General features: G+C 69.6%; 6 protein-coding genes. All 6 read left to right on the forward strand.

Annotated elements, in window-relative coordinates:
• The 6 genes from ACZ6S6_RS16615 to ACZ6S6_RS16640 all read left to right on the forward strand — a co-directional run bounded on the left by ACZ6S6_RS16615 (window position 1) and on the right by ACZ6S6_RS16640 (window position 25617).
• Entirely contained in the window at window positions 1–10893 is a 10893-nt protein-coding gene (locus ACZ6S6_RS16615; protein ID WP_469706059.1) for a type I polyketide synthase, read from the forward strand.
• Complete coding sequence (locus ACZ6S6_RS16620; RefSeq protein WP_469706060.1) at window positions 10890–22244, forward strand: type I polyketide synthase; 11355 nt, start codon at window positions 10890–10892, stop codon at window positions 22242–22244. The genes ACZ6S6_RS16615 and ACZ6S6_RS16620 overlap by 4 nt, the downstream gene beginning before the upstream one ends.
• An 81-nt stretch (window positions 22245–22325) precedes the next feature.
• Window positions 22326–23231: a proline iminopeptidase-family hydrolase gene (locus ACZ6S6_RS16625; RefSeq protein ID WP_469706061.1), complete on the forward strand. Its 906-nt coding sequence runs from the start codon at window positions 22326–22328 to the stop codon at window positions 23229–23231.
• Between the two features lie 218 nt (window positions 23232–23449).
• Entirely contained in the window at window positions 23450–23899 is a 450-nt protein-coding gene (locus ACZ6S6_RS16630) for a cold-shock protein (protein ID WP_362962956.1), read from the forward strand.
• 183 nt (window positions 23900–24082) lie between these two features.
• On the forward strand, window positions 24083–24850 hold the full coding sequence (locus ACZ6S6_RS16635) for an enoyl-CoA hydratase/isomerase family protein (protein ID WP_362962954.1): 768 nt from the start codon (window positions 24083–24085) through the stop codon (window positions 24848–24850).
• A 251-nt stretch (window positions 24851–25101) separates the two neighbouring features.
• Complete coding sequence (locus ACZ6S6_RS16640; protein ID WP_362962952.1) at window positions 25102–25617, forward strand: ATP-binding protein; 516 nt, start codon at window positions 25102–25104, stop codon at window positions 25615–25617.
• Window positions 25618–25633: the final 16 nt, after the last annotated feature.

Consider the following 25633-nt stretch of genomic DNA (forward strand, 5'->3'; position numbering starts at 1 on the left):
ATGGCCAACGACGAGAAGATCCTCGACTACCTCAAAAAGGTGACCGCAGACCTGCACCGCACCCGGCGCCGCCTCCAGGACGCCGAGGCCGCCGCGCAGGAACCCATCGCCGTCGTGGCCATGGGCTGCCGCTACCCCGGCGGAGTGACCACCCCCGAGGACCTGTGGCAACTGGTCGCCGAGGGCCGCGACGCCGTAACGGGCATGCCGGACGACCGGGGCTGGGACCTCGACCAGCTCATGGGCGACGACGCCTCGCAGCCGGGCACCAGCTACGTCCACCAGGGCGGATTCCTCCAGGGCGCGGGCGACTTCGACGCCGGGTTCTTCGGCCTCAGCCCCATGGAGGCGGAGGCCACCGACCCGCAGCAGCGCCTCACCCTCGAAGTCGCCTGGGAGGCCTTCGAACGGGCCGGAATCGACCCGGAGACCCTGCGCGGCGGCCGCGTCGGCGTCTACATGGGATCCGGCATCCAGGACTACGGCGACTTCCCCGAAGGCGTACCCGAGGCCGTCGAGGCCTACATGTCCACCGCACGGGCCGCCTCCGTCATCTCCGGCCGCATCTCCTACACCCTCGGCCTCGAAGGCCCGTCCTTCACCGTGGACACCGCCTGCTCGTCGTCGCTGGTCGCCCTGCACCTCGCCGCGCAGGCCCTGCGCCAGGACGAGTGCAGCCTCGCACTGGCCGGCGGAGTCATGGTCATGTCCACAGCTGCGCCCTTCGTCGCCTTCAGCAAGCAGCGCGGTCTCGCGCCCGACGGGCGGTGCAAGGCGTTCTCCGACGCCGCCGACGGCACCGGCTGGTCGGAGGGCGCGGGCATCGTCCTGCTGGAGCGCCTCTCCGACGCCCGCCGCAACGGACACCCCGTGCTCGCCGTCGTACGCGGCTCTGCCATCAACTCCGACGGCGCATCCAACGGCCTCACCGCGCCCAGCGGCCCGTCCCAGCAACGCGTCATCCGCCAGGCCCTCGCCAACGCACGCGTACCCGGCGCCCACGTCGACGTCGTCGAGGCCCACGGCACCGGTACCACCCTCGGCGACCCGATCGAGGCGCAGGCCCTGCTCGCCACGTACGGCCAGGACCGCACCGCCGAGGAGCCGCTGCGGCTGGGCTCGCTCAAGGCCAACATCGGCCACGCCCAGGCGGCGGCGGGCGTCGGCGGCATCATCAAGATGGTGATGGCCCTGCGCAACGGCCTGCTCCCCAGGACCCTGCACGTCGAACAGCCCTCCACCCACGTCGACTGGACCGCCGGCCACGTCAGCCTGCTCACCGAGGCCGAACCCTGGGCGCAGAACGGCCACCCGCGTACCGCAGGCGTCTCGGCGTTCGGGCTCAGCGGCACCAACGTCCACGTGATCCTCCAGGAGGCCCCGGCGCCGGAACCCGCCGCCGAACCCGCCACCACGGGCCGCGACAGCGCGACAGGCGCGACCACCGGGACAGGTGCGACCATCGGGACCGGCGACGGGAAGAGCGAGCAGCCGGTCGAAGGACAGCCGGCCACGGACAGCCGGACGGCGCCTTTCACCACGTCCGCCGCCACGCCCTTCACCGCGCCCGTCGCCCCGTTCCTCGTCTCGGGACGCAGCGCCGCGGGCCTGCGCGCCCAGGCGGCGCGACTGGCCTCCTTCGTACGGGACGGATCCGGAGCCGCCGCCCGGCCCCAGGACATCGGCCACGCCCTGGTCGCCACCCGCACCGCGTTCGAGCACCGTGCCGTCGTCCTCGACACCGGGACCCTCCCGGCCGCCGCCGCCGCCGCCGCCGCCGCCGACGCCGACGCCGACGACGACCGCGAGCCCACCCCTGCGTCCACTCCTCTGCTCACCGGCCTGGACGCACTCGCGGAGGGCGCCAAGGCGCCGCACGTGATCCGCGGCACCGCCACCGGCCCCGCCCAGGTCGCCTTCGTCTTCCCCGGCCAGGGCTCCCAGTGGGACGGCATGGCCGTCGAACTCCTCGAATCCTCACCGGTGTTCGCCGAGCGGATGCGCGAATGCGCCGAAGCGCTGGCCCCCTTCACCGACTGGGACCTCCTCGACGTCGTCCACCAGCGCCCGGGAGCGCCCACCTTCGACGAGGTCGACGTCGTCCAGCCGGTCCTGTGGGCCGTCATGGTCTCCCTCGCGGCCCTCTGGCGCGCGTGCGGTGTCGAGCCCGCCGCCGTCGTCGGCCACTCCCAGGGAGAGATCGCGGCCGCCTGCGTCGCCGGTGCCCTCTCGCTGGAGGACGGCGCCCGCGTCGTCGCGCTCCGCAGCCGGATCATCCGCCAGGACCTCGCCGGACGCGGCGGCATGATGTCGGTCGCGCTGTCCTCCGCGCAGGCCGAATCGGCGATGAGCGGCTGGGGCGACAGGCTTCAGATCGCCGTGGTCAACAGCCCCTCCTCCACCGTCGTGTGCGGCGAGAAGGAAGCCCTCGACGAGCTGTACACCCACCTGGAGACACAGGGCGTACAGGCCCGCCGCATCCCGGTGGACTACGCCTCGCACTCGGTGTTCGTCGAGGAGATACGCGACCGCCTGCTGGCGGACATCGCGGAGGTCACCCCCCGCCCGTCCACCACGACCTTCTACTCCACGGTGACCGGCGGCCCACTCGACACCACCGCACTCGACGCCGGCTACTGGTACGAGAACCTGCGCCGCACCGTGCGCTTCGAGGACACCACCCGGGCCATGCTCGACGACGGGTTCACCCTCTTCGTCGAGGCCAGCCCCCACCCGGGCCTCTTCATCGCCCTCGGCGAGACCGTCGCCGCCGGCTCGGCCACCGCCACCGCCGTCGGCTCGCTGCGCCGGCACAGCGGCGGACCGGACCGCTTCGCCACATCGCTGGCCGAGGCCTACGTGCACGGCGCCCCGGTCGACTGGAGCCTCTTCTTCCCCGAGACCGCCGCGCCCGCCAACCGCGTGGAGCTGCCCACGTACGCCTTCCAACGCGAGCGCTACTGGGTCACCGCGCCCACCGGCGCCGGCGACGTGCTGACCGCCGGCCTCGAACCGGCCGGCCACCCGCTGCTCGGCGCACGGGTCTCCGCTCCGGACACGGACGCGCTCAGCCTGACGGGCCGCCTGTCCCTCGGCACCCACCCGTGGCTCGGCGACCACCGCGTGGGCGACTCCGCGTTCTTCCCCGGCACCGGACAGGTGGAACTCGTCGGCTACGCCGGTGACCAGGTCGGCTGCCCGGTGATCGACGAACTGACGCTGGAGGCACCGCTGATCGTCCCCGAGCGGGGTGGTGTCGCCGTACGTGTCACGGTCGGCACCGCGGCCTCGGACGGCCGGCGCCCGGTGACCGTGTACGCCCGTACGGACGACGGCGACCAGCCGTGGACCCGGCACGCGACCGGCGTCCTCGCGCCCGGCACCGCGACCTCGGGCGCGGGAACGCCCGACGTCGAGGACGCGGCATGGAGCGCCGGACAGTGGCCCCCGGCCGGTGCGGAGCCGGTGGACCTGGACGGCTTCTACGACGCAATGGAGCAGGAGGGCCTCCGCTACGGCCCCGTCTTCCGCGGCCTGAACGCGGCCTGGCGCACCGACGGCGACATCTACGCCGAGGTCGCCCTCCCCACCGGAACACCCGCGACGGACTTCCGGCTCCACCCGGCGCTGCTCGATGCGGCGTTGCACGGGGTGGCGTTGTCGGGTGCGGTGGGTGGGGGTGCCGCGTTGCCGTTCGCGTGGTCGGGTGTGTCGTTGGGTGTGGTGGGTGCGTCGGTGGTGCGGGTTCGGGTGTCGGTGCTGGGTGAGGGCCGGGTGTCGGTGGTGTTGGCCGATGCGGGTGGTGCGGGTGTGGTGGCGTCGGTGGAGTCGTTGGTGCTGCGTTCGGTGGTCGGTGAGCGGCGTGCGGTGGCGGAGTCGGGTGTGTGGGGGGCGTTGTTCGGGGTGGAGTGGCCGGAGGTGGCGTTGCCGGACGGGGACGCGGTCGAGGGTGTAGGTGTCGGCCACTGGAGCGATCTGAAGAGCTCGTCGGGTGTGGTGCCGGATGTGGTGGTGTTCGATTCGCTGCGCGCCCGTGGGGTGGGGGTTGGTTCTGCGGGTGGTGTGCGGGATGCGGTGTGTGAGGTGTTGGGGGTGGTGCAGGAGTGGCTGGGTGATGAGCGGTTTGCCGACGCACGGTTGGTGGTGCGGACGGTGGGTGCCATCGCGTTGCCGGGCGAAGAGCTGACGGATGTGGCCGGTGCTGCTGTGTGGGGGCTGGTGCGGTCGGCGCAGTCGGAGAATCCGGGGCGGGTGGTGCTGCTGGACGGCGAGTTGGATGGTGTGGGTGGTCTGACAGGTGTGGCGCGGGTGGTGGCGCTGGGTGAGTCGCAGGTGGTGGTGCGGGAGGGCCGTGCGCACGTGGGCCGGCTGGTGCGTGCGGTGGCGCCGTCCGATGAGGGCGTGGGCGGCGTGGAGTTCGGTTCGGTGGGGACGGTGCTGCTGACAGGCGGAACCGGGACGCTGGGCCGGGTGTTCGCGCGTCATTTGGTGGTGGAGCGTGGGGTGCGGCGGTTGGTGTTGACGAGTCGTCGTGGTGGTCTGGCTGAGGGTGTGGGTGAGTTGGTTGAGGAGTTGGCGGGGTGGGGTGCTGAGGTGGTGGTGGAGGCGTGTGATGTGGCTGATCGGCAGGCGTTGGCGGGGGTGTTGGGGGCGATTCCGGTGGATCGTCCGTTGGTGGGGGTGGTGCATCTGGCGGGGGTGCTGGATGACGGGGTGATCGGTTCGTTGACGGCGGAGCGGGTGGGGGCGGTGTTGCGTCCGAAGGTGGATGCGGCGTTGAACCTGCATGAGCTGACGCGCGGTATGAACCTCGCCGCCTTCGTCCTCTTCTCGTCCGTGGCCGGCACCTTCGGCAACGCGGGGCAGGGCAACTACGCCGCGGCCAACGCGTTCCTGGACGCGCTGGCCACGTACCGCAGGGCCGAAGGGCTCCCCGCACAGTCCCTCGCCTGGGGCTTCTGGGACGAGGCCAGCGGCATGACCGGCAAGCTGTCCGGTGCTGAACGCTCCCGTATTTCCTCCGTCGGCGGCGTCTTCCCGATCTCCTCGGAACGAGGAGTCGCCCTCTTCGACGCCGCACTGCGGATGGACAAGCCGGTGGCGGTTCCGGTGCAGCTCGACCTCGCCGCCGTACGGGCCCAGGGGGACAGCAGCCGCGAACTCTTCCGCACGCTGGTCCCGGTCGTCACCCGGCGCAGGGCCACGGGCCACGCCGTGGCGAACGGCCTTCAGCAGCGGTTCGCGCGGCTCGCCGAGTCCGAGCGAGAAGGAGCGATGCTGGAGGTCGTCCTCGAACAGGTCGCCTCCGTCCTCGGATACAGCTCCCTCCAGGCCATCGAACCGGAGAAGGCGTTCAAGGACCTCGGCTTCGACTCCTTGCGGGCGGTGGAGTTCCGTAACGCGCTGGCCGAAGCCACCGCGCTCCGTCTCCCCGCAACCGTCGTCTTCGACTACCCCACCCCCGTGGCCCTGGCCCGCCACCTGCTGAGCGAGGTGGCCGGCGCCGACGCCCCCGCGACAGCCGCCCTCACGGCGGTGAGCCCGAACTCCGCCGCGCACACGGACGACCCGATCGTCATCGTGGGCATGGCCTGCCGCTACCCGGGCAACGTGGGCTCACCCGAGGATCTCTGGCAGGCCGTGGCCGAGGGCGCCGACCTCATATCCGACTTCCCGTCCGACCGGGGCTGGGACCTGCGGAAGATCTACGACCCGGAAGGCATCCGGCCGGACACCAGCTACGTCGCCCGTGGCGGGTTCCTCGACGACGCCCCCGGATTCGACCCGGCGTTCTTCGGGATCAGCCCGAACGAGGCCCTGATCATGGACCCGCAGCAGCGGCTGCTGCTGGAGACGTCCTGGGAGGCGTTCGAGCGGGCCGGCATCGACCCGCTCTCCCTCAAGGAGAGCCGGACCGGTGTATTCGCCGGGATGATGTACCACGACTACGCCCACAACGCGAGCACGGGCGGCATCGCCTCCGGCCGGATCTCCTACGTACTCGGCCTCGAAGGCCCGTCGATGACGGTGGACACGGCGTGCTCGTCGTCGCTGGTCGCACTGCATCTCGCGATCCAGGCGCTGCGTTCCGGAGAGTGCTCCCTCGCGCTGGCGGGCGGCGTGGCCGTCATGTCGGAGCCAGAGGTCTTCGTCGAGTTCAGCCGTCAGCGTGGGTTGGCGAAGGATGGTCGGTGCAAGTCGTTCGCGGGTGCCGCGGACGGTGCCGCGTGGTCCGAGGGTGTCGGGGTTCTGCTGGTCGAGCGTCTCTCGGACGCCCGGCGGCTCGGGCATGACGTCCTGGCCGTGGTGCGGGGCAGCGCGGTGAATCAGGACGGTGCGAGTAATGGGCTGACGGCTCCGAATGGTCCGTCGCAGCAGCGGGTGATTCGTGCGGCGTTGGCTGATGCGCAGATTTCGTCGGATCAGGTGGATCTGGTGGAGGCGCACGGGACGGGGACTCGGTTGGGTGATCCGATCGAGGCGCAGGCGTTGCTTGCGACGTATGGGCAGGGGCGGGTCGAGGGTGATCCGTTGTGGTTGGGGTCGTTGAAGTCGAATCTTGGTCATGCGCAGGCGGCTGCGGGTGTGGGTGGTGTGATCAAGGCGGTGCAGGCGATTCGGCATGGTGTGTTGCCGAGGACGTTGCATGTGGATGTGCCGACGCCGCAGGTGGATTGGGCTGCGGGTGCGGTGGAGTTGTTGACGGAGTCGCGGGTGTGGCCGGAGCGGGATCGTCCGCGTCGGGTGGGTGTGTCGTCGTTCGGGCTGAGTGGGACGAACGCGCATGTGATTGTGGAGCAGGCTCCGGTGGTGGAGGAGCCGGAGATCGCCAGGTCTGCTGAACTGCCGGTGGTTCCGGTGGTGCTGTCGGCGCGGAGTGAGAGCGGCCTGTCGGCGCAGGCGGGGAAGCTGCTGGGGCAGATCGATGCTTCCTCGTCGGTGTTGGATGTGGGCTATTCGTCGGTGGTCTCGCGTGCGCTGCTGGAGCATCGTGCGGTGGTGGCGGCTGCGGACCGTGACGAGCTGGTACGGGGCCTGGGGGCACTCGCTGAGGGTGGAGTGGCAGCGTCGGTGGTGCGGGGGTCGGCGCGTCCGGCTGGCAAGGTCGCGTTCTTGTTCACGGGTCAGGGTGCGCAGCGGTTGGGGATGGGTCGGGAGCTGTATGAGGCGTTTCCGGTGTTCGCGGAGGCGTTTGACGCGGTGGTGGGGGAGTTGGATGCCCGGTTGGGTGTGAGTCTGCGTGAGGTGGTGTGGGGTGAGGACGCCGAGCTGCTGAACGGGACGATGTTCGCCCAGGCCGGCCTGTTCGCGGTCGAGACGGCTGTGTTCCGGTTGGTGGAGTCGTGGGGGGTGCGTCCGGACTTCCTGGTGGGTCACTCCGTCGGGGAGATCGCGGCTGCGCATGTGGCGGGAGTGCTGTCGCTTGCCGATGCGGCTGAACTGGTGGTGGCGCGTGGTCGGTTGATGCAGGCGTTGCCGGCTGGTGGGTCGATGGTGGCGGTGGAGGCGACGGAGGCCGAGGTGCTTCCGCTGCTGAGCGATGAGGTGGGGATCGCGGCGGTCAACGGGCCTCGCTCCGTGGTGGTTTCGGGTGTGGAGTCGGCGGTTGCTGATCTGGCGGGGAAGTTCGCCGGTCAGGGGCGTAGGACGAGTGTGCTGCGGGTGTCTCACGCTTTCCATTCGCCGTTGATGGAGCCGATGTTGGCGGAGTTCGGGGCGGTGGTGGCCGGACTGTCGTTCGGTGCCGCGTCGATCCCTGTCGTATCGGGTGTGTCGGGGGATCTGGCGGAGGACTGGGGCTCGGCCGCGTACTGGGTGCGGCACGTCCGGGAAGCGGTGCGGTTCGCGGACGCGGTGTCGTTCGTCGCTGCGCAAGGCGTCACGTCCTACATCGAACTGGGCCCGGACGGCGTCCTGAGCGGGATGGCGCAGCAGTCGGTGGACGCGGAGACGGCTGTCTTCGTCCCCCTGGTGCGTAAGGGGCGTCCCGAGGTGTCCACGGCTGTCACGGCGCTGGGCCAGTTGCATGTGGCGGGCACTCCGGTGGACTGGTCCCGGTTCTTCGAGGGCTCGGGAGCCCGCCGCGTCGACCTGCCGACCTACGCCTTCCAGCACCAGAATTACTGGATCGTCGGCGAGCAGCGTGGTGCCGACCTCGAATCGATCGGGCAGGAATCCGCCGGCCACCCCCTTCTGAGCGCGGTCGTGACCTCGCCCGACACGGACAGTGTGATTCTGACCGGTCGCCTGTCCACCGGGGCCCAGCTCTGGCTGGCCGACCACGCGGTCGGTGACGCTGCCCTCTTCCCTGGCACGGGTTTCGTGGAGCTGGCACTGAGAGCAGCAGACGAGGTCGGGTACGCCGGGCTCGAAGAGCTGACCCTGGAAGCGCCCCTGGTGCTCCCGGAGCATGGTGGCGTCGCCCTCCAGGTCGTCGTCGGTTCCCCGGACGACTCCGGCCGGCGACCGGTGACCGTTCACTCGCGAGGCGAGGCGACGGACCTGCCGTGGGTGCGCCACGCCACCGGTTCGCTGATCGCCGTCGCTGCCGCGCCCGACGCCGAGGACGTGGCGTGGAGTGCGGGGCAGTGGCCGCCGGCCGGTGCGGAGCCGGTCGATCTGGACGGGTTCTACGCCGGCATGGCGGAAGCGGGTCTGCGCTACGGGCCGGCCTTCCGCGGACTGGGCGAAGCCTGGCGGACCGAGGACCACATCTTTGCCGAGGTGGGTCTCCCCGAAGGCACCGAGACCGGAACCTACGCCCTGCACCCCGCGCTGTTCGACGCGGCGCTGCATGGGGTGGCGTTGTCGGGTGCGGTGGATGAGGGGGCCGCGCTGCCGTTCGCGTGGTCCGGTGTGTCGTTGGGCGTGGTGGGTGCGTCGGTGGTGCGGGTTCGGGTCTCCGTGCTGGGTGAGGGCCGGGTGTCGGTGGTGCTGGCCGATGCGAGCGGTGGTGTGGTGGCGTCGGTGGGTTCGCTCGTGCTGCGCTCGGTGGGCGGCGCCCGGCGCGCGGCGGCCGAGTCCGGTGCTTGGGGGTCTCTGTTCGGGGTGGGGTGGCCCGAAGTGGCGCTGCCCGGCGCTGACGAGGCGGATGGCGTGGCCGTGGGCCACTGGAGCGATCTGAAGAGCCCCTCGGGTGTGGTGCCGGATGTGGTGGTGTTCGATTCGCTGCGCGCCGGTGGGGTGGGGGTTGGTTCTGCGGGTGGTGTGCGGGATGCGGTGTGTGAGGTGTTGGGGGTGGTGCAGGAGTGGCTGGGTGATGAGCGGTTTGCCGACGCACGGTTGGTGGTGCGGACGGTGGGTGCCATCGCGTTGCCGGGCGAAGAGCTGACGGATGTGGCCGGTGCTGCTGTGTGGGGGCTGGTGCGGTCGGCGCAGTCGGAGAATCCGGGACGTGTGGTGCTGCTGGACGGCGAGCCGGACGACCTCGCTGAGGTGGCACGGCTGGTGGCCCTCGACGAGTCGCAGGTGGTGGTACGCGAGGGCCGTGCGCACGTGGGCCGGCTGGAACGCGCCGTGTCTTCCGCCGCTGACAGGTCCGGCGTGGAGTTCGATTCCGCGGGGACGGTGTTGTTGACGGGTGGTACGGGGACGCTGGGCCGGGTGTTCGCGCGTCATTTGGTGGTGGAGCGTGGGGTGCGGCGGTTGGTGTTGACGAGTCGTCGTGGTGGTGCGGTTGAGGGTGTGGGTGAGTTGGTTGAGGAGTTGGCGGGGTGGGGTGCTGAGGTGGTGGTGGAGGCGTGTGATGTGGCTGATCGGGGGGCGTTGGCTGGGGTGTTGGGGGCGATTCCGGTGGATCGTCCGTTGGTGGGGGTGGTGCATCTGGCGGGGGTGCTGGATGACGGGGTGATCGGTTCGTTGACGGCGGAGCGGGTGGGGGCGGTGTTGCGTCCGAAGGTGGATGCGGCGTTGAACCTGCATGAGCTGACGCGCGGTATGAACCTCGCCGCCTTCGTCCTCTTCTCCTCGGCTGCCGGAGTACTCGGCAACCCAGGCCAGGGCAACTACGCCGCCGCCAACGCGTTCCTGGACGCGCTGGCCACGTACCGCAGGGCCGAAGGGCTCCCCGCACAGTCCCTCGCCTGGGGCCCCTGGGCGGACGGCGGCATGGTGGACGGCCTGCAGAGCGCCGACTCCCAGCGGATGCGCCGGACCGGTATCGAACCGCTCTCCGGCGAGGAAGGAACCGCTCTCTTCGACGCGGCCGAGACCTCCGGTGGGCCCGCGCTCGTCACCATGCGGGTCGACCTCACCGGGGCGGGGGCCCCGGAGCCGGACGACCTGCCCGACCTGTTCCGAGGACTGGTACGGCCCAGTGCCCACCGGCCCACCGACGCGTCGGCATCCGGTGCTGCGGCGTTCCGCCGGCGGATGACCTCGCTGACCGACGACGAACGCGCGGAGCAGGTGCTCGACCTCGTACGCGCCCACGCGGCCGCCATTCTCGGGTACGCGGGTCCCTCGGCCATCGAGCCGGACCGGGCGTTCAAGGAGCTCGGGTTCGATTCGCTGGCGGCGGTGGAGTTCCGCAATGGCCTGGCCCAGGCCACCGGACTCCGCCCCTCGGCCACGCTGGTCTTCGACTATCCGAACTCCCGCGCACTCGCCCAGCACCTGGCGGAGGAACTGCGCCCCGACTCTCCCACGGACGCCGAGGCCGTCGGGGAGGAGCGGGTCCGACGCATCCTGCAAGGAATTCCCCTGAGCCGGCTCAGGGACGCGGGACTGATGGAAGTCCTCTTCGAGCTCGCCGGTGCTTACGACGAGCCGGCGAACGAGGCCGAGGGTACGGACGAGCCCTCCGCCGACTCCATCGACTCGATGGATGCCGAGAGCCTGATCAGCATGGCGCTCGACGGATCCGGCCTTGACGACGCGACACAGGGAATGTGAGAGCCCCGATGAGTAATTCTGACGAGAAGCTGGTCGCCGCACTGCGGGCGTCGCTCAAGGAGAACGACCGACTGCGGGCCCACAACCGAAAGCTGTCCTCCGCGGCCCACGAGCCCATCGCCATCGTCGCGATGAGCTGCCGCTTTCCGGGCGGCGTCGAATCACCGGAGGCCCTGTGGCAGCTGGTGAACGACGGTGTGGACGCCATATCCGAGTTCCCGGAGAACCGCGGCTGGGACCTCGGTGCCCTCTACGATCCGGACGGCGAGCGACAGAACACCAGCTACGTCAACCAGGGCGGGTTCCTCCACACCGCAGACACGTTCGACCCGGCGTTCTTCGGGATCAGCCCGAACGAGGCCCTGATCATGGACCCGCAGCAGCGGCTGCTGCTGGAGACGTCCTGGGAGGCGTTCGAGCGGGCCGGCATCGACCCCACCACGTTGAAGGGCAGCAAAACCGGCGTATTCGCCGGAATGATGTACCACGACTACGCCCACTCCAGCGCCACGGGTTCCATCGCCTCGGGCCGGGTGTCGTACGTCTTCGGCTTCGAGGGCCCGTCGATGACGCTGGACACGGCGTGCTCGTCGTCGCTGGTCGCGATGCACCTGGCGGCCCAGGCGCTGCGTTCGGGCGAGTGCTCCATGGCACTGGCCGGAGGCGTGGCGCTCATGTCGACGCCTGAGGTCTTCGTCGAGTTCAGCAGACAGGGCGGCCTCTCCAAGGACGGCCGCTGCAAGTCGTTCGCGGGCTCCACCGACGGCACGAGCTGGTCGGAGGGGGCCGGCGTTTTGCTCCTGGAGAAGCTCTCCGACGCCCGCAGCAACGGACACCCGGTCCTGGCCGTCCTGCGCGGCAGCGCCGTCAACCAGGACGGTGCGAGTAATGGGCTGACGGCTCCGAATGGTCCGTCGCAGCAGCGGGTGATTCGTGCGGCGTTGGCTGATGCGCAGATTTCGTCGGATCAGGTGGATCTGGTGGAGGCGCACGGGACGGGGACTCGGTTGGGTGATCCGATCGAGGCGCAGGCGTTGCTTGCGACGTATGGGCAGGGGCGGGTCGAGGGTGATCCGTTGTGGTTGGGGTCGTTGAAGTCGAATCTTGGTCATGCGCAGGCGGCTGCGGGTGTGGGTGGTGTGATCAAGGCGGTGCAGGCGATTCGGCATGGTGTGTTGCCGAGGACGTTGCATGTGGATATGCCGACGCCGCAGGTGGATTGGGCCGCGGGTGCGGTGGAGTTGTTGACGGAGTCGCGGGTGTGGCCGGAGCGGGATCGGCCGAGGCGTGTTGGTGTGTCGTCGTTCGGGCTGAGTGGGACGAACGCGCATGTGATTGTGGAGCAGGCTCCGGTGGTGGAGGAGCCGGAGATCGCCAGGGCGGTTGAACTGCCGGTGGTTCCGGTGGTGTTGTCGGCCCGGAGTGAGACGGGACTGTCGGGGCAGGCAGGGAAGTTGCTGGGGCGTATGGATGCTTCCGCTTCCTTGTTGGATGTGGGTTTTTCGTCGGTGGTGTCGCGTGCGGTGCTGGAGCATCGTGCGGTGGTGGCGGCGTCGGACCGTGAGGAGTTGGTGCGGGGTCTGACGGCTCTGGTTGAGGGCGAGTCGTCGGCTTCGGTGGCGCGGGGGTCGGTGCGTCCGACGGGCAAGGTCGCGTTCCTGTTCACGGGTCAGGGTGCGCAGCGGTTGGGGATGGGCCGGGAGCTGTATGAGGCGTTTCCGGTGTTCGCGGATGCGTTCGACGCGGTGGTGGGGGAGTTGGATGCCCGGTTGGGGCGTTCGTTGCGTGAGGTGGTGTGGGGTGAGGATGCCGGTCTGTTGAACGGGACGATGTTCGCCCAGGCCGGCCTGTTCGCGGTCGAGACCGCTCTGTTCCGCTTGGTGGAGTCGTGGGGGGTGCGTCCGGACTTCCTGGTGGGTCATTCGGTGGGCGAGATCGCGGCGGCGCATGTCTCGGGTGCGTTGTCGTTGGGTGATGCGGCTGAACTGGTGGTGGCACGTGGTCGGTTGATGCAGGCGTTGCCGGCCGATGGGTCGATGGTGGCGGTGGAGGCGACGGAGGCCGAGGTGCTTCCGCTGCTGAACGGCGAGGTGGGGATCGCGGCCGTCAATGGTCCGCGTTCCGTGGTGGTTTCGGGTGTGGAGGGTGCGGTTGCTGATCTGGCGGGGAAGTTCGCCGGTCAGGGGCGCAGGACGAGTGTGCTGCGGGTGTCTCACGCGTTCCATTCGCCGTTGATGGAGCCGATGTTGGCGGAGTTCGGGGCGGTGGTGGCCGGGCTGTCGTTCGGTGCCGCGTCGATTCCGGTGGTGTCGGGTGTGTCGGGGGATCTGGCGGAGGACTGGGGTTCGGCGGAGTACTGGGTGCGGCACGTCCGGGAGGCGGTGCGGTTCGCGGACGCGGTGTCGTTCGTCGCTGCGCAAGGCGTCACGTCCTACGTCGAGGTGGGTCCGGATGGTGTGCTGAGCGGGATGGCGCAGCAGTCGGTGGACGCGGAGTCGGCGCTCTTCGTTTCGTTGGCGCGTAAGGGGCGTCCCGAGGCGGTCACGGCTGTCGCGGCGTTGGGGCAGTTGCATGTGGACGGCGTCTCGGTGGACTGGTCCCGGTTCTTCGAGGGTTCGGGGGCTCGTCGCGTCGATCTGCCGACGTATGCCTTCCAGCGCGAGCGGTACTGGATGGAGGCGGAGCTCGGGGGCAACGACCCCGGCTCGTTCGGCCTGGGCACGACCGATCACCCACTCCTCGGCGCGGCCGTCGCGCTGGCGGAGGCCGATGAGCTGGTGCTCACCGGAAGGCTCTCTCTGGCCACCCAGACCTGGATCGCCGATCACGGCGTGCTGGGCAGCGTTCTCCTGCCCGGCACAGCCTTTGTCGAACTGGCCGTCAGAGCCGGTGACGAGGTTGGCTGCGACCTCCTCGAAGAGCTGACGTTGCAGGCGCCACTCGTGGTCCCCGAAGAGGGCGGTGTCGCGATTCAGGTAGCGATCGGAGCAGCCGATCCGACGGGGCGACGCTCGGTCAGCGTGCACTCACGAGGCGAGGGCGCCGACCACGCGCCTTGGACGCGCCATGCGGAAGGCACCCTTGCCGTGGGTGCGGAGACCCCCGCCTCGGGCCTGGCTGTCTGGCCGCCGAAGGGCGCTACGGCGATCGACGTCGAAGGAGCCTACGACCTCCTTAACGAGCGTGGCTACGGTTACGGACCGGTGTTCCAGGGGCTCAAGGCCGCCTGGACCTCCGGGGAGGAGCTGTACGCGGAGGTCGCACTCCCCGACTCGGCGCACGACGACGCCCAGCGCTTCGGCCTGCACCCCGCTCTGCTCGACGCAGCCATGCACGTGGCGCTCATTGACGACGGTTCGGGGACCGACGAGTCGACCGTTCTGCCCTTCGCCTGGACCAACGTCGCTCTGCACGCGGCAGGGGCCTCGGCTCTCCGCGTCCGGATCGCCCCGGCCGGGCAGGACAGTGTGTCGGTCCTGGTGTCGGACGAAGCGGGTCAACCAGTGCTCAGCGTAGGCGCGTTGGTGTCCCGTCCGGTGTCGGTGGAGCAGTTGGGTGGGTCGGGTGTGGGTGGTGGGTTGCATGAGGTGGTGTGGCGGCCGTTGACGTCGGCTGGTGTGGCGGACGGTGCTGAGGTGTCGGGTGCGGTGGTGTTTGAGGTTCCGTCGGTAGGTGCGGGCGTGGGTGTGGGTGTGGATCCGGTGGTGGGTGTGCGGTCGGTGTTGGGTGGGGTGCTTGAGCGGGTGAAGGGGTGGTTGGCTGATGAGGGTGCTGGGGGTGCTGTGGGTGGTCCGTTGGTGGTGGTGACGCGTGGTGGTGTGTCGGTGGGTGTGGGGGATGGTGTGGATGTGTGTGTGGCGCCGGTGTGGGGGTTGGTGCGGGCGGCGCAGGCGGAGAATCCGGGCCGGATTGTGCTGGTGGATGTGGATGGCGATGCGGGTGCTTCGGGTGGGGTGTTCGCGGATGTTGCGGGTGTGGTGCTGGGTTCGGGTGAGCCGGAGGTTGCGGTGCGTGGTGGTGAGGTGTTGGTCCCGCGTCTGGTCGAGGTGCCGGCGGGCGGGGGCGAGGGCACGGGTGTGGCTGTGGGTGATGGTGTGGTGTTGGTGACGGGTGGGACGGGTGGTTTGGGTGGTTTGGTGGCGCGGCATTTGGTGGAGGTGTATGGGGTGCGGCGTTTGGTGTTGGCGGGGCGTCGGGGGTTGGAGGCTCCTGGGGTTGGTGTGTTGGTGGGGGAGTTGGAGGGGTTGGGTGCTGAGGTGTCTGTGGTGGCGTGTGATGTGTCGGATCGTGGTGCGGTGGTGGGGTTGGTTGAGGGTGTGGGTGCTGGGTTGGTGGGTGTGGTGCATGCGGCTGGTGCGGGTGATAACGGGTTGGTCGGTTCGATGGATGGGGTTCGGTTGGACCGGGTGTTGGGTGCGAAGGCTGATGGGGCTTGGTATTTGCATGAGTTGACGCGGGATCGTGGGCTGGCGTTCTTCGTGATGTTTTCGTCGGCGGGTGGTTCGGTGCTGGCGGCGGGTCAGGCGAATTACGCGGCGGCGAATGTGTTCCTGGACGCGTTGGCGGTGCATCGCCGGGCGGAGGGGTTGCCGGCTACCTCACTTGCTTATGGGCTGTGGGCGGGTGCGGGGATGGGTGAGTGGCTGGGTGAGGCGGATTTGGAGCGGATGAGGCGTCAGGGGTTGCCTGCGTTGAAGCCGGAGCAGGGTCTCGCGTTGTTCGACGCCGGTCTCGCTTCGGGCCGGGCCGCCCTGGTTCCCCTGCCGATCGACGTCACCGCACTCCGTACCCGTACCGACACCATCCCCGCACTCCTGCGCGACCTCGTCCCCACCACCAGGCGACCCGCCGCACGCGCTGTGGCCGGCGCCGGCGCCGGGGCCGGAGGCGGGCAGGAACTGGTGCGCAGTCTGGCCGGTCTCGCCGCCGACGAACGAGCACGCAAGGTGCTGGAGATGGTCCGTGGCCGTGTGGCCAAGGTGCTGGGCCATGCGTCGGCCCAGGCAATCGAGGCGGACCGGCCCTTCCAGGAGCTCGGCTTCGACTCGCTCAGCGCGGTGGAGCTCCGTAACGAACTGAACCTGACGACCGGGCTCCGGCTCCCCGCGACGCTGGTCTTCGACTATCCGACCTCACGGGCTGTGGCGGCGTACATCGACGGCGAACTCGACGGAAGCGAGGTGCGGGAGGCGGAGCGGCCGAGCAGCAGCCCCGCCGTGCGCGACCTGGACGACGAGCCGATCGTCATCGTGGGCATGGCCTGCCGCTACCCGGGCGGAGTGACCTCGCCCGAGGACCTGTGGGATCTGGTCGACGCCGGCCGCGACGCGGTGTCGGGGTTCCCGCTCGACCGGGGCTGGGACATCGAGGGCGTGTACGACCCCGAGCCGGGAGTGCCGGGCAAGACCTACGCGAACGAGGGCGGTTTCCTCTATGACGCGGGAGACTTCGATCCGGCGTTCTTCGGCATCAGCCCGAACGAGGCCCTGATCATGGATCCCCAGCAGCGCCTGCTGCTGGAGGCGTCGTGGGAAGCCCTCGAACGTGCGGCCATCGATCCCCGCTCCCTGAAGGGGACCAGGACGGGAGTCTTCGCCGGCCTGATGTATCACGACTACGGCCAGGGAACAGAGGCCGCCGCGACCACGGGCGGCAGCCTGGTGTCCGGCCGCATCTCCTACACGTTGGGCCTTGAGGGGCCTTCCCTCACGATTGACACGGCGTGTTCGTCGTCGCTGGTGGCGTTGCACCTGGCGGCCCAGGCTCTGCGTTCGGGCGAGTGCTCCATGGCGCTGGCCGGCGGTGTGGCCGTGATGTCGACCCCGGACATGTTCGTCGAGTTCAGCCGTCAGCGTGGGTTGGCGAAGGATGGTCGGTGCAAGTCGTTCGCGGGTGCCGCGGACGGTGCCGCGTGGTCCGAGGGTGTCGGCGTTCTGCTGGTCGAGCGTCTCTCGGACGCCCGGCGGCTCGGGCACGACGTCCTGGCCGTGGTGCGGGGCAGTGCCGTGAATCAGGACGGTGCGAGTAACGGGCTGACGGCTCCGAACGGCCCATCGCAGCAGCGGGTGATCCGCGCCGCGCTGGAGAACGCCGGGCTGTCGTCTGCCGATGTTGATCTGGTGGAGGCGCACGGCACCGGGACCCGGCTGGGAGACCCGATCGAGGCGCAGGCGCTGCTCGCCACGTATGGGCAGGGGCGCCCGGAGGGCGATCCGCTCTGGCTGGGCTCGTTGAAGTCGAACCTGGGTCATGCGCAGGCGGCTGCGGGTGTGGGTGGTGTGATCAAGGCGGTGCAGGCGATTCGGCATGGTGTGTTGCCGAGGACGTTGCATGTGGATGTGCCGACGCCGCAGGTGGATTGGGCTGTGGGTGCGGTGGAGTTGTTGACGGAGTCGCGGGTGTGGCCGGAGCGGGATCGTCCGCGTCGGGTTGGTGTGTCGTCGTTCGGGCTGAGTGGGACGAACGTGCATGTGATTGTGGAGCAGGCTCCGGTGGTGGAGGCTCCGGCGACGGTTTCCTCGGTTGAGGTGCCGGTGGTGCCGGTGGTGTTGTCGGCGCGGAATGGGGCGGGGCTGTCGGGGCAGGCCGCGAAGCTGCTGGCCCGGGTGGCGGAGTCCTCTTCTTCGCTGGTGGATGTGGGTTTTTCGTCGGTGGTGTCGCGTGCGGTGCTTGAGCATCGTGCGGTGGTGGCGGCGTCGGACCGTGAGGAGCTGGTGCGGGGTCTGACCGCTCTTGTTGAGGGCGGGGTGTCGGCTTCGGTGGTTAGTGGGTCGGTGCGTCCGGCTGGTGCTACGGCCTTCTTGTTTACGGGTCAGGGTGCGCAGCGGCTCGGGATGGGCCGGGAGCTGTACGAGGCGTTTCCGGTGTTCGCGGAGGCGTTTGACGCGGTGCTGGTGGAGTTGGATGCCCGGTTGGGTGTGAGTCTGCGTGAGGTGGTGTGGGGTGAGGACGCCGACCTGTTGAACGGGACGATGTTCGCCCAGGCCGGCCTGTTCGCGGTGGAGACTGCTCTGTTCCGGCTGGTGGGGTCCTGGGGCGTGCGTCCGGACTTCCTGGTGGGTCATTCGGTGGGCGAGATCGCTGCCGCGCACGTCTCGGGTGTGTTGTCGCTGGCGGATGCGGCTGAACTGGTGGTGGCGCGTGGTCGGTTGATGCAGACGCTTCCCGCTGGTGGGTCGATGGTGGCGGTGGAGGCGACGGAGGCCGAGGTGCTTCCACTGCTGAACGACGGAGTCGCGCTGGCTGCGGTGAACGGGCCGCGTGCGGTGGTCGTTTCGGGTACGGAGGACGCGGTTCGCGGGCTGGTCGCGACGTTCGAGGAGCAGGGGCGCCGGACGAGTGTGCTGCGGGTGTCTCACGCTTTCCATTCGCCGTTGATGGAGCCGATGTTGGCGGAGTTCGGGGCGGTGGTGGCCGGACTGTCGTTTACTGCCCCATCCGTTCCGGTGGTGTCGAACGTGACGGGCGAGGTGTCGCAGGAGGTCGCGACGCCGGCGTACTGGGTCCGGCATGTGCGGGAGGCCGTGCGGTTCGCGGACGCGGTCCGGTTCCTGGAGGACCAGGGCGTCACGTCCTACGTCGAGCTGGGTCCGGATGGCGTGCTGAGTGGGATGGCGCAGCAGTCGGTGGATGTGGAGTCGGCTCTGTTTGTTTCGTTGGTGCGTAAGGGGCGTCCCGAGGCGGTCACGGCTGTCGCGGCGTTGGGTCAGTTGCATGTGGCGGGTGTTTCGGTGGACTGGTCCCGGTTCTTTGAGGGTTCGGGTGCGCGTCGTGTTGATCTGCCGACGTATGCGTTCCAGCGTGAGCGGTTCTGGTTGGAGTGTGTGGGTGGTGGTGATGCTGGTGGTCTGGGTCAGGTGGTGGTTGACCATCCGGTGTTGGGTGCGGCGGTGGCGTTGCCGGATTCAGGCGGTGTGGTGTTGACGGGGCGGTTGTCGGTGGAGGGCATGGGGTGGTTGGCGGATCACGAGGTGCTGGGATCCGTGCTGTTGCCGGGGGCTGCGTTTGTGGAGTTGGTGGTGCGGGCTGCTGATGAGGTGGGTTGTGAGGTGGTGGAGGAGTTGACGTTGCGTGCGCCGTTGGTTCTTCCGGAGCGTGGCGGGGTGGCGTTGCAGGTGGTGCTGGGTGGTCCGGACGAGGTCGGGTGTCGTTCGGTACGGGTGCATTCGCGTCGTGAGAGCGATGGCGCGGGTACGGGTTGGGCGCTGCACGCGGACGGTGTGCTGGGTGCGGGTGCGGGTGCGGGTGCGGGTGCGGGTGAGTCGGTGCCGGCCTTCGACCTCACCGAATGGCCCCCGCCGGGCGCGAACCGGGTGGAGGTCGCCGACATGTACGACCTCCTGGCCGAGCGTGGCTACGGATACGGCCCTGTCTTCCAGGGGCTCAAGGCGGCCTGGATCGACGGGGAGGAGATCTTCGCCGAGGTCGAACTCGACGACTCCGTACACGCGGATGCCCAGCGGTTCGGATTGCACCCCGCGCTTCTCGACTCCACCATGCACGCTCTCGGACTCCGAGCGGCCGAACTCGAATCCGGCCCGGCGGGGGACGACCGTCCCGCGCTCCCCTTCTTCTGGGAGGGCGTCCGCCTGTTCGCGTCAGGTCCGACCGCGCTGCGCGTGCGCCTCACGGGGGCCGGCGACGACACCGTATCCATGGCGATGGCTGACGCCGCCGGAGCACCAGTCCTCTCGGTCGACGGACTGACGCTCCGTCCGGTGTCGGTGGAGCAGTTGGGTGGGTCGGGTGTGGGTGGTGGGTTGCATGAGGTGGTGTGGCGGCCGTTGGTGTCGGCTGGTGTGGTGGATGGTGCTGGGGTGGCGGGTGCGGTGGTGTTTGAGGTTCCGTCGGTGGGTGTGGGTGTGGGTGTGGATCCGGTGGTGGGTGTGCGGTCGGTGTTGGGTGGGGTGCTGGACAGGGTGAAGGGGTGGTTGGCTGATGAGGGTGCTGAGGGTGCTGAGGGTGCTGTGGGTGGTCCGTTGGTGGTGGTGACGCGTGGTGGTGTGTCGGTGGGTGTGGGGGATGGTGTGGATGTGTGTGTGGCGCCGGTGTGGGGGTTGGTGCGGGCGGCGCAGGCGGAGAATCCGGGCCGGATTGTGCTGGTGGATGTGGATGCTTCGGGTGGGGTGTTCGCAGATGTTGCGGGTGTGGTGCTGGGCTCCGGTGAGCCGGAGGTTGCGGTGCGCGGTGGTGAGGTGCTGGTCCCGCGCCTGGTGGAAGTACCGGCGGACGGGGGCGAGGGCACGGGTGTGGCTGTGGGGGATGGTGTGGTGTTGGTGACGGGTGGGACGGGTGGTTTGGGTGGTTTGGTGGCGCGGCATTTGGTGGAGGCGCATGGGGTGCGGCGTTTGGTGTTGGCGGGGCGTCGGGGACTGGAGGCTCCTGGGGTTGGTGTGTTGGTGGGGGAGTTGGAGGGGTTGGGTGCTGAGGTGTCTGTGGTGGCGTGTGATGTGTCGGATCGTGGTGCGGTGGTGGGGTTGGTTGAGGGTATGGGTGCTGGGTTGGTGGGTGTGGTGCATGCGGCTGGTGCGGGTGATAACGGGTTGGTCGGTTCGATGGATGGGGCTCGGTTGGACCGGGTGTTGGGTGCGAAGGCTGATGGGGCTTGGTATTTGCATGAGTTGACGCGGGATCGTGGGCTGGCGTTCTTCGTGATGTTTTCGTCGGCGGGTGGTTCGGTGCTGGCGGCCGGTCAGGCGAACTATGCGGCGGCGAATGTGTTCCTGGACGCGTTGGCGGTGCATCGCCGGGCGGAGGGGTTGCCGGCTACCTCACTCGCTTACGGGCTGTGGGCGGGTGCGGGGATGGGTGAGTGGCTGGGTGAGGCGGATTTGGAGCGGATGAGGCGTCAGGGGTTGCCGGCGTTGAAGCCGGAGCAGGGTCTCGCGTTGTTCGACGCCGGTCTCGCTTCGGGGCGGGCCGCCCTGGTTCCCCTGCCGATCGACGTCACCGCACTCCGTACCCGTACCGACACCATCCCCGCACTCCTGCGCGACCTCGTCCCCACCACCAGGCGGCGCAGTGCGGTGTCCAGGACGGACGCGACGTCCCTGCGGCAACGATTCGCGCAGGCCGATCCGGCAGGGCAGGAGGCCCTCCTCAGGACGCTCGTCATGGATCGGGCGGCCGCACTCCTCGGCCACAGCAGCGCGGACGCCCTCGACGCCGAACGGGACTTCCTGGAGGCAGGGTTCGACTCGCTGAGCGCGATGGAACTCCGTAACGTCCTGATGAAGGACACCGGACTGCGGCTGCCTCCGATGGTGGTCTTCGACAGCAAGAGCCCGGCCGAGCTCGCCCGGATCCTGCGTACGGATCTCCTGGAGTCAGCGCCCCTCACGGCCGACGAGGCGGGGCCAGGCGGAGCAGGAGCCGCCGAGGGATCCGAGGGACCGGACGGGACGGAGCGCGCTTCCGCGTCCGGCGGGGCCGAGGCACCCTCGGTCGGCAGGGCGCCGGAGACACTCCGTGACCTGTTCCACTCCGCCGTCGTCTCCGGCCGCGCGGACAAGGGCTTCGCGCTCCTCCAGGCGGCCGCCGACGTCCGGCCCGGCTTCGCCTCGGTGGACGAGATCGACCGGCTGCCCACCGCGGTCCGGCTCGCGGACGCCTCCGAGGGGCCGCACCTCATCTGCCTCAGCACGCCGATGGCCACCGGGGGCGTCCACCAGCACGCACGTCTGGTGTCCCACTTCGGAGGCAGGCACAAGATCTCCGCACTGCCCGTCCCGGGCTTCCTCGCGGGCGAGAGCCTGCCCACGTCGTCCGACGCGGCCGTCCAGGCACTCGCCCGGAGCGTGCTGGACGCGGCTGACGGCCAACCGTTCGTCCTGCTCGGCTACTCGTCCGGAGGCACCCTCGCCTACGCCACCGCCGGACACCTGGAACGGGAATGCGGGGTACGCCCGGCGGGCGTCATCCTGCTGGACACGTTCAAGGTGCACGACGGCGGGAGCGACGGCGTCCCCCTCGACGGCCTCGCACTCGGCATGTTCGACAAGGAAGCGGTGTTCGGCCGGTTCGACAGCAGCAGGCTCTCCGCGATGGGCCGCTGGGTGGAACTGGTACCGCAGCTTCCGCTCACCCCGGTCGAGGCCCCGGTGCTCTTCGTGCAGTGCACCCAGTCCTTCGTGCCGGACGGGGATGACACGTCCCCCGACCTGGTCAGCGGCCGTGCCGAGCCCTGGGAGGCCGGCCACACCCTGCGAACCGTGCGCGCCAACCACTTCACCCTCGTGGAGGACCGCGCCGAGGAGACGGCGCACGTCATCGACGAGTGGCTGGCATCGGACGAGTGGCCGAAGACGCCGGGCCCGGTCAGCCCGAGCGGCCGGAGAGGCCGCGGCGACTGAGCACAAGACCCAAGACCAAGACCAAGACCCACAGCTCCCATCCGCAAACAGCGTGAGCGAAGCGAAGCGAGGCGAAGTGACGTGACTGTGGCACCCAGTACGAAGGGGACCCTGCCGTTCGGCGAGTACGAGACGTGGTACCGGGTGACGGGCGACCTCCGCTCCGACCGGCCCACCCTCGTCGTCGTGCACGGCGGCCCGGGATCGACCCACGACTATCTGCAGAACCTCTCCGACCTGGCCGACGACGGCTGGTCCGTCGTGCACTACGACCAGATCGGGAACGGCGGCTCGACGCATCTGCCCGACCGGGGAGCGGACTTCTGGACCGTGGACCTGTTCGCCGCCGAACTCGACAACCTGCTGACGGGCCTCGGGATCGCCGACAACTACGTACTGTTCGGCCAGTCCTGGGGCGGCATGCTCATCACGCACCACGCCGCGGCACGTCCGTCAGGCCTGCGCGGTCTGGTCATCGCCAACTCGCCCGCCTCCTATCCGCTCTGGCTCCAGGAGGCCAAGGTCCTGCGCGACCAGCTCCCGCCCGGCGTCAACGACACGCTGCTCCGGCACGAGGCCGCCGGAACCACCGAGACGGACGAGTACCACGGGGCCATGCGCACGTTCTACGAGCGCCACGTCTGCCGTCTCGAACCCTGGCCCCGTGACTACCTGGCCTCGTTCTACGAGGTGTACAACGACCCCACCGTCTACTACGCGATGAACGGCCCCAGCGAGTTCCACGTGAACGGCACGCTGCGCGACTGGTCGGTCATCGACCTCTGCCCGGACGTCGACGTGCCCACCCTGCTGATCTCCGGGCGCCATGACGAAGCCACACCCGCGACGGTGCAACCGTTCCAGGACCTCATTCCGGGAGCGCGCTGGGAGATATTCGAGGAGTCCAGCCACCTGCCGCATCTTGAGGAACCGGAACACTTCCGCCAGGTAATGAAGGTGTTCCTCCAGGAGATCGCCCCCGGCTGACCCCTGGGCGTCGCCGGCCGGCCGCGTCGGCGGGACGGCGACTCGTTGCATAGAGTGCTGACGATGTGTGAATGTGTGGCCGCAAGGCGATGACAACTGGGACAGTAGTGGTCAGGTAGTCGCAAGGCGTGTTCGGAGTGGAGCGCAAGTCCGGGCCGCCTGTCGTGGCGGGGTACCCCCGGGCACGGGTCCGGGGTTTCGTTGAGAGGGCGGTTGTGATGGTCACCGGTCGTGTGGTGCGGTTCGACGGCGTGAAGGGCTATGGATTCATCGCCCCCGATCATGGAGGCGAGGACGTCTTCCTGCATGTCAACGACCTTCGTATTCCCGAGGCCTCTCTCAGGCCCGGTCTTATGGTCGAGTTCGAGATCGAGCAGGGCGACCGGGGTCTGAAGGCGTCCTCGGTGCAGCTCGCCCCCGGCAGCGGCGGCGGTACCGGGTCCACGTCGGCTCCGGCGTCCGCGTTCTCGGGGCGTCCCGAGTCCCCGAGCAGGCAGGTCGCGGACGGCGACGACGTGTTGTGCGATGTCCTCAACTCGGAGGAGTACGTACGGGACGTCACGGAGGTGCTGCTGGAATCGGCACCCGGTCTCACCGCGGCGCACATCCTTCAGGTACGCCAAGGGATGCTGCAGTTCGCCAAGAAGCACGGCTGGGTCGAGGGCTGAGCCGGTTGCGCGGCCGGCGCTGTCGCCCGCCCCATCCCGGGGAGCGCGGACAGCGCCGGGCGTGTCGCCCGCCGTCCGCAGTCCGCCGCCCGCCGCTCGTCGTCCGCCGTCCGTCGGCTGTGACGAACGGCACCGGCCCGCGGCCTGTCCGGTGCCGTGTTAGCGCCGGTTAACCTGCCTCTCATGACCGTATCCCTCGAAGTAAGCGGCGGCGTCGGCACGATCCGGCTGGACCGTCCGCCGATGAACGCACTGGACATCGCCATCCAGGACCGGCTGCGCGAGCTGGCCGAGGAGGCCTCCGGGCGCGACGACGTGCGCGCCGTGGTGCTCTACGGCGGTGAGAAGGTGTTCGCGGCGGGCGCGGACATCAAGGAGATGCAGGCGATGGACCACCCGACGATGGTCGTTCGGTCCAAGGCCCTGCAAGAGTCCTTCACCGCGGTGGCCAGGATCCCCAAGCCCGTCGTCGCGGCCGTCACCGGCTACGCGCTCGGCGGCGGCTGCGAACTGGCCCTCTGCGCCGACTTCCGGATCGCCGGCGACAACGCCAAGCTGGGGCAGCCGGAGATCATGCTCGGCCTGATCCCGGGCGCGGGCGGCACCCAGCGGCTCGCCCGTCTGGTGGGCCCGGCCAAGGCCAAGGACCTGATCTTCACCGGCCGCCACGTGAAGGCCGACGAGGCTCTCGCCATGGGCCTGGTGGACCGGGTGGTGCCCGCCGCCGAGGTGTACGAGCACGCGCACGCCTGGGCCGCCAGGCTGGCGAAGGGCCCGGCCCTCGCGCTGCGTGCCGCCAAGGAGGCCGTCGACGCCGGGCTGGAGACGGACATCGACACCGGCCTCACGATCGAGCGAACCTGGTTCGCCGGACTCTTCGCCACGGAGGACCGGGAGCGCGGTATGCGCAGCTTTGTGGAGGAAGGACCGGGCAAGGCCAAATTCCTCTGACCGAACGCCAGTTGGGAACAGATCGCGGCGCGTTCATCCGTGCGGGCGGATTAGCTGAGCCTTAAGACAACCTTAAGGCTCAGCGCTCCGCCCGTGTCGGCAAACCCATTCGGGCGCGGTGTTCGCGCAGGTCGGCGGGGGTGTGAACGAGGGCATTCTGCCACTGGCATATGCCAAGAGCTCTCTGTGGAATTGCTGATTCCGGGTTGGGGATTCCCTCGGAACGGCCACAGGGGGCCCGCCTTGCAGCCATGATGGTGTCCATGGCGGGCCTGGAGGGTGTGGAGCAGCCGCGACAGCGCAGCAGCGCGACAGCGGCACGGAGGATTCCGGCCGTCGAGGACGAACAGGCGTTCAAGGCGCTGGAGTTGTTCGGGAATCCGACGGAGGACGAAGTCCGGCTGCCCTCCCGTCCGGAGTCCGCGGCCACCGCGCGCCGGCTCACTTCCTGTGTGGTGCTGCGCCAGTGGGGGCTCTCCCCGCAGACCGGCGAGTACGCCGTTCTGCTCGTGTCCGAACTCGTCGGCAACGCGGTGCGGCACACCGGCGCCAGGGTCTTCGGTCTGCGGATGCTGCGCCGTCGCGGCTGGATCAGGATCGAGGTGCGTGACCCCTCGCGCGGACTGCCGTGCCTCATGCCCGTCCAGGTGATGGACATCAGCGGGCGGGGCCTCTTCCTCGTCGACAAGCTCTCCGACCGGTGGGGCGTGGATCTGCTGCCGCGCGGCAAGATCACCTGGTTCGAGATGCGGATCTCCGACCGCTGACGGCCCCTGGGTCATC

This window comes from Streptomyces sp. NPDC048671, from assembly GCF_055587045.1.

What these genes read in the sequence shown, in the direction of transcription:
- ACZ6S6_RS16615 (WP_469706059.1), top strand. Translation starts at nt 1, where the DNA reads ATGGCCAACGACGAGAAGATCCTCGACTACCTCAAAAAGGTGACCGCA.
- ACZ6S6_RS16630 (WP_362962956.1), top strand. Translation starts at nt 23,450, where the DNA reads ATGGTCACCGGTCGTGTGGTGCGGTTCGACGGCGTGAAGGGCTATGGA.
- ACZ6S6_RS16635 (WP_362962954.1), top strand. Translation starts at nt 24,083, where the DNA reads ATGACCGTATCCCTCGAAGTAAGCGGCGGCGTCGGCACGATCCGGCTG.
- ACZ6S6_RS16640 (WP_362962952.1), top strand. Translation starts at nt 25,102, where the DNA reads ATGATGGTGTCCATGGCGGGCCTGGAGGGTGTGGAGCAGCCGCGACAG.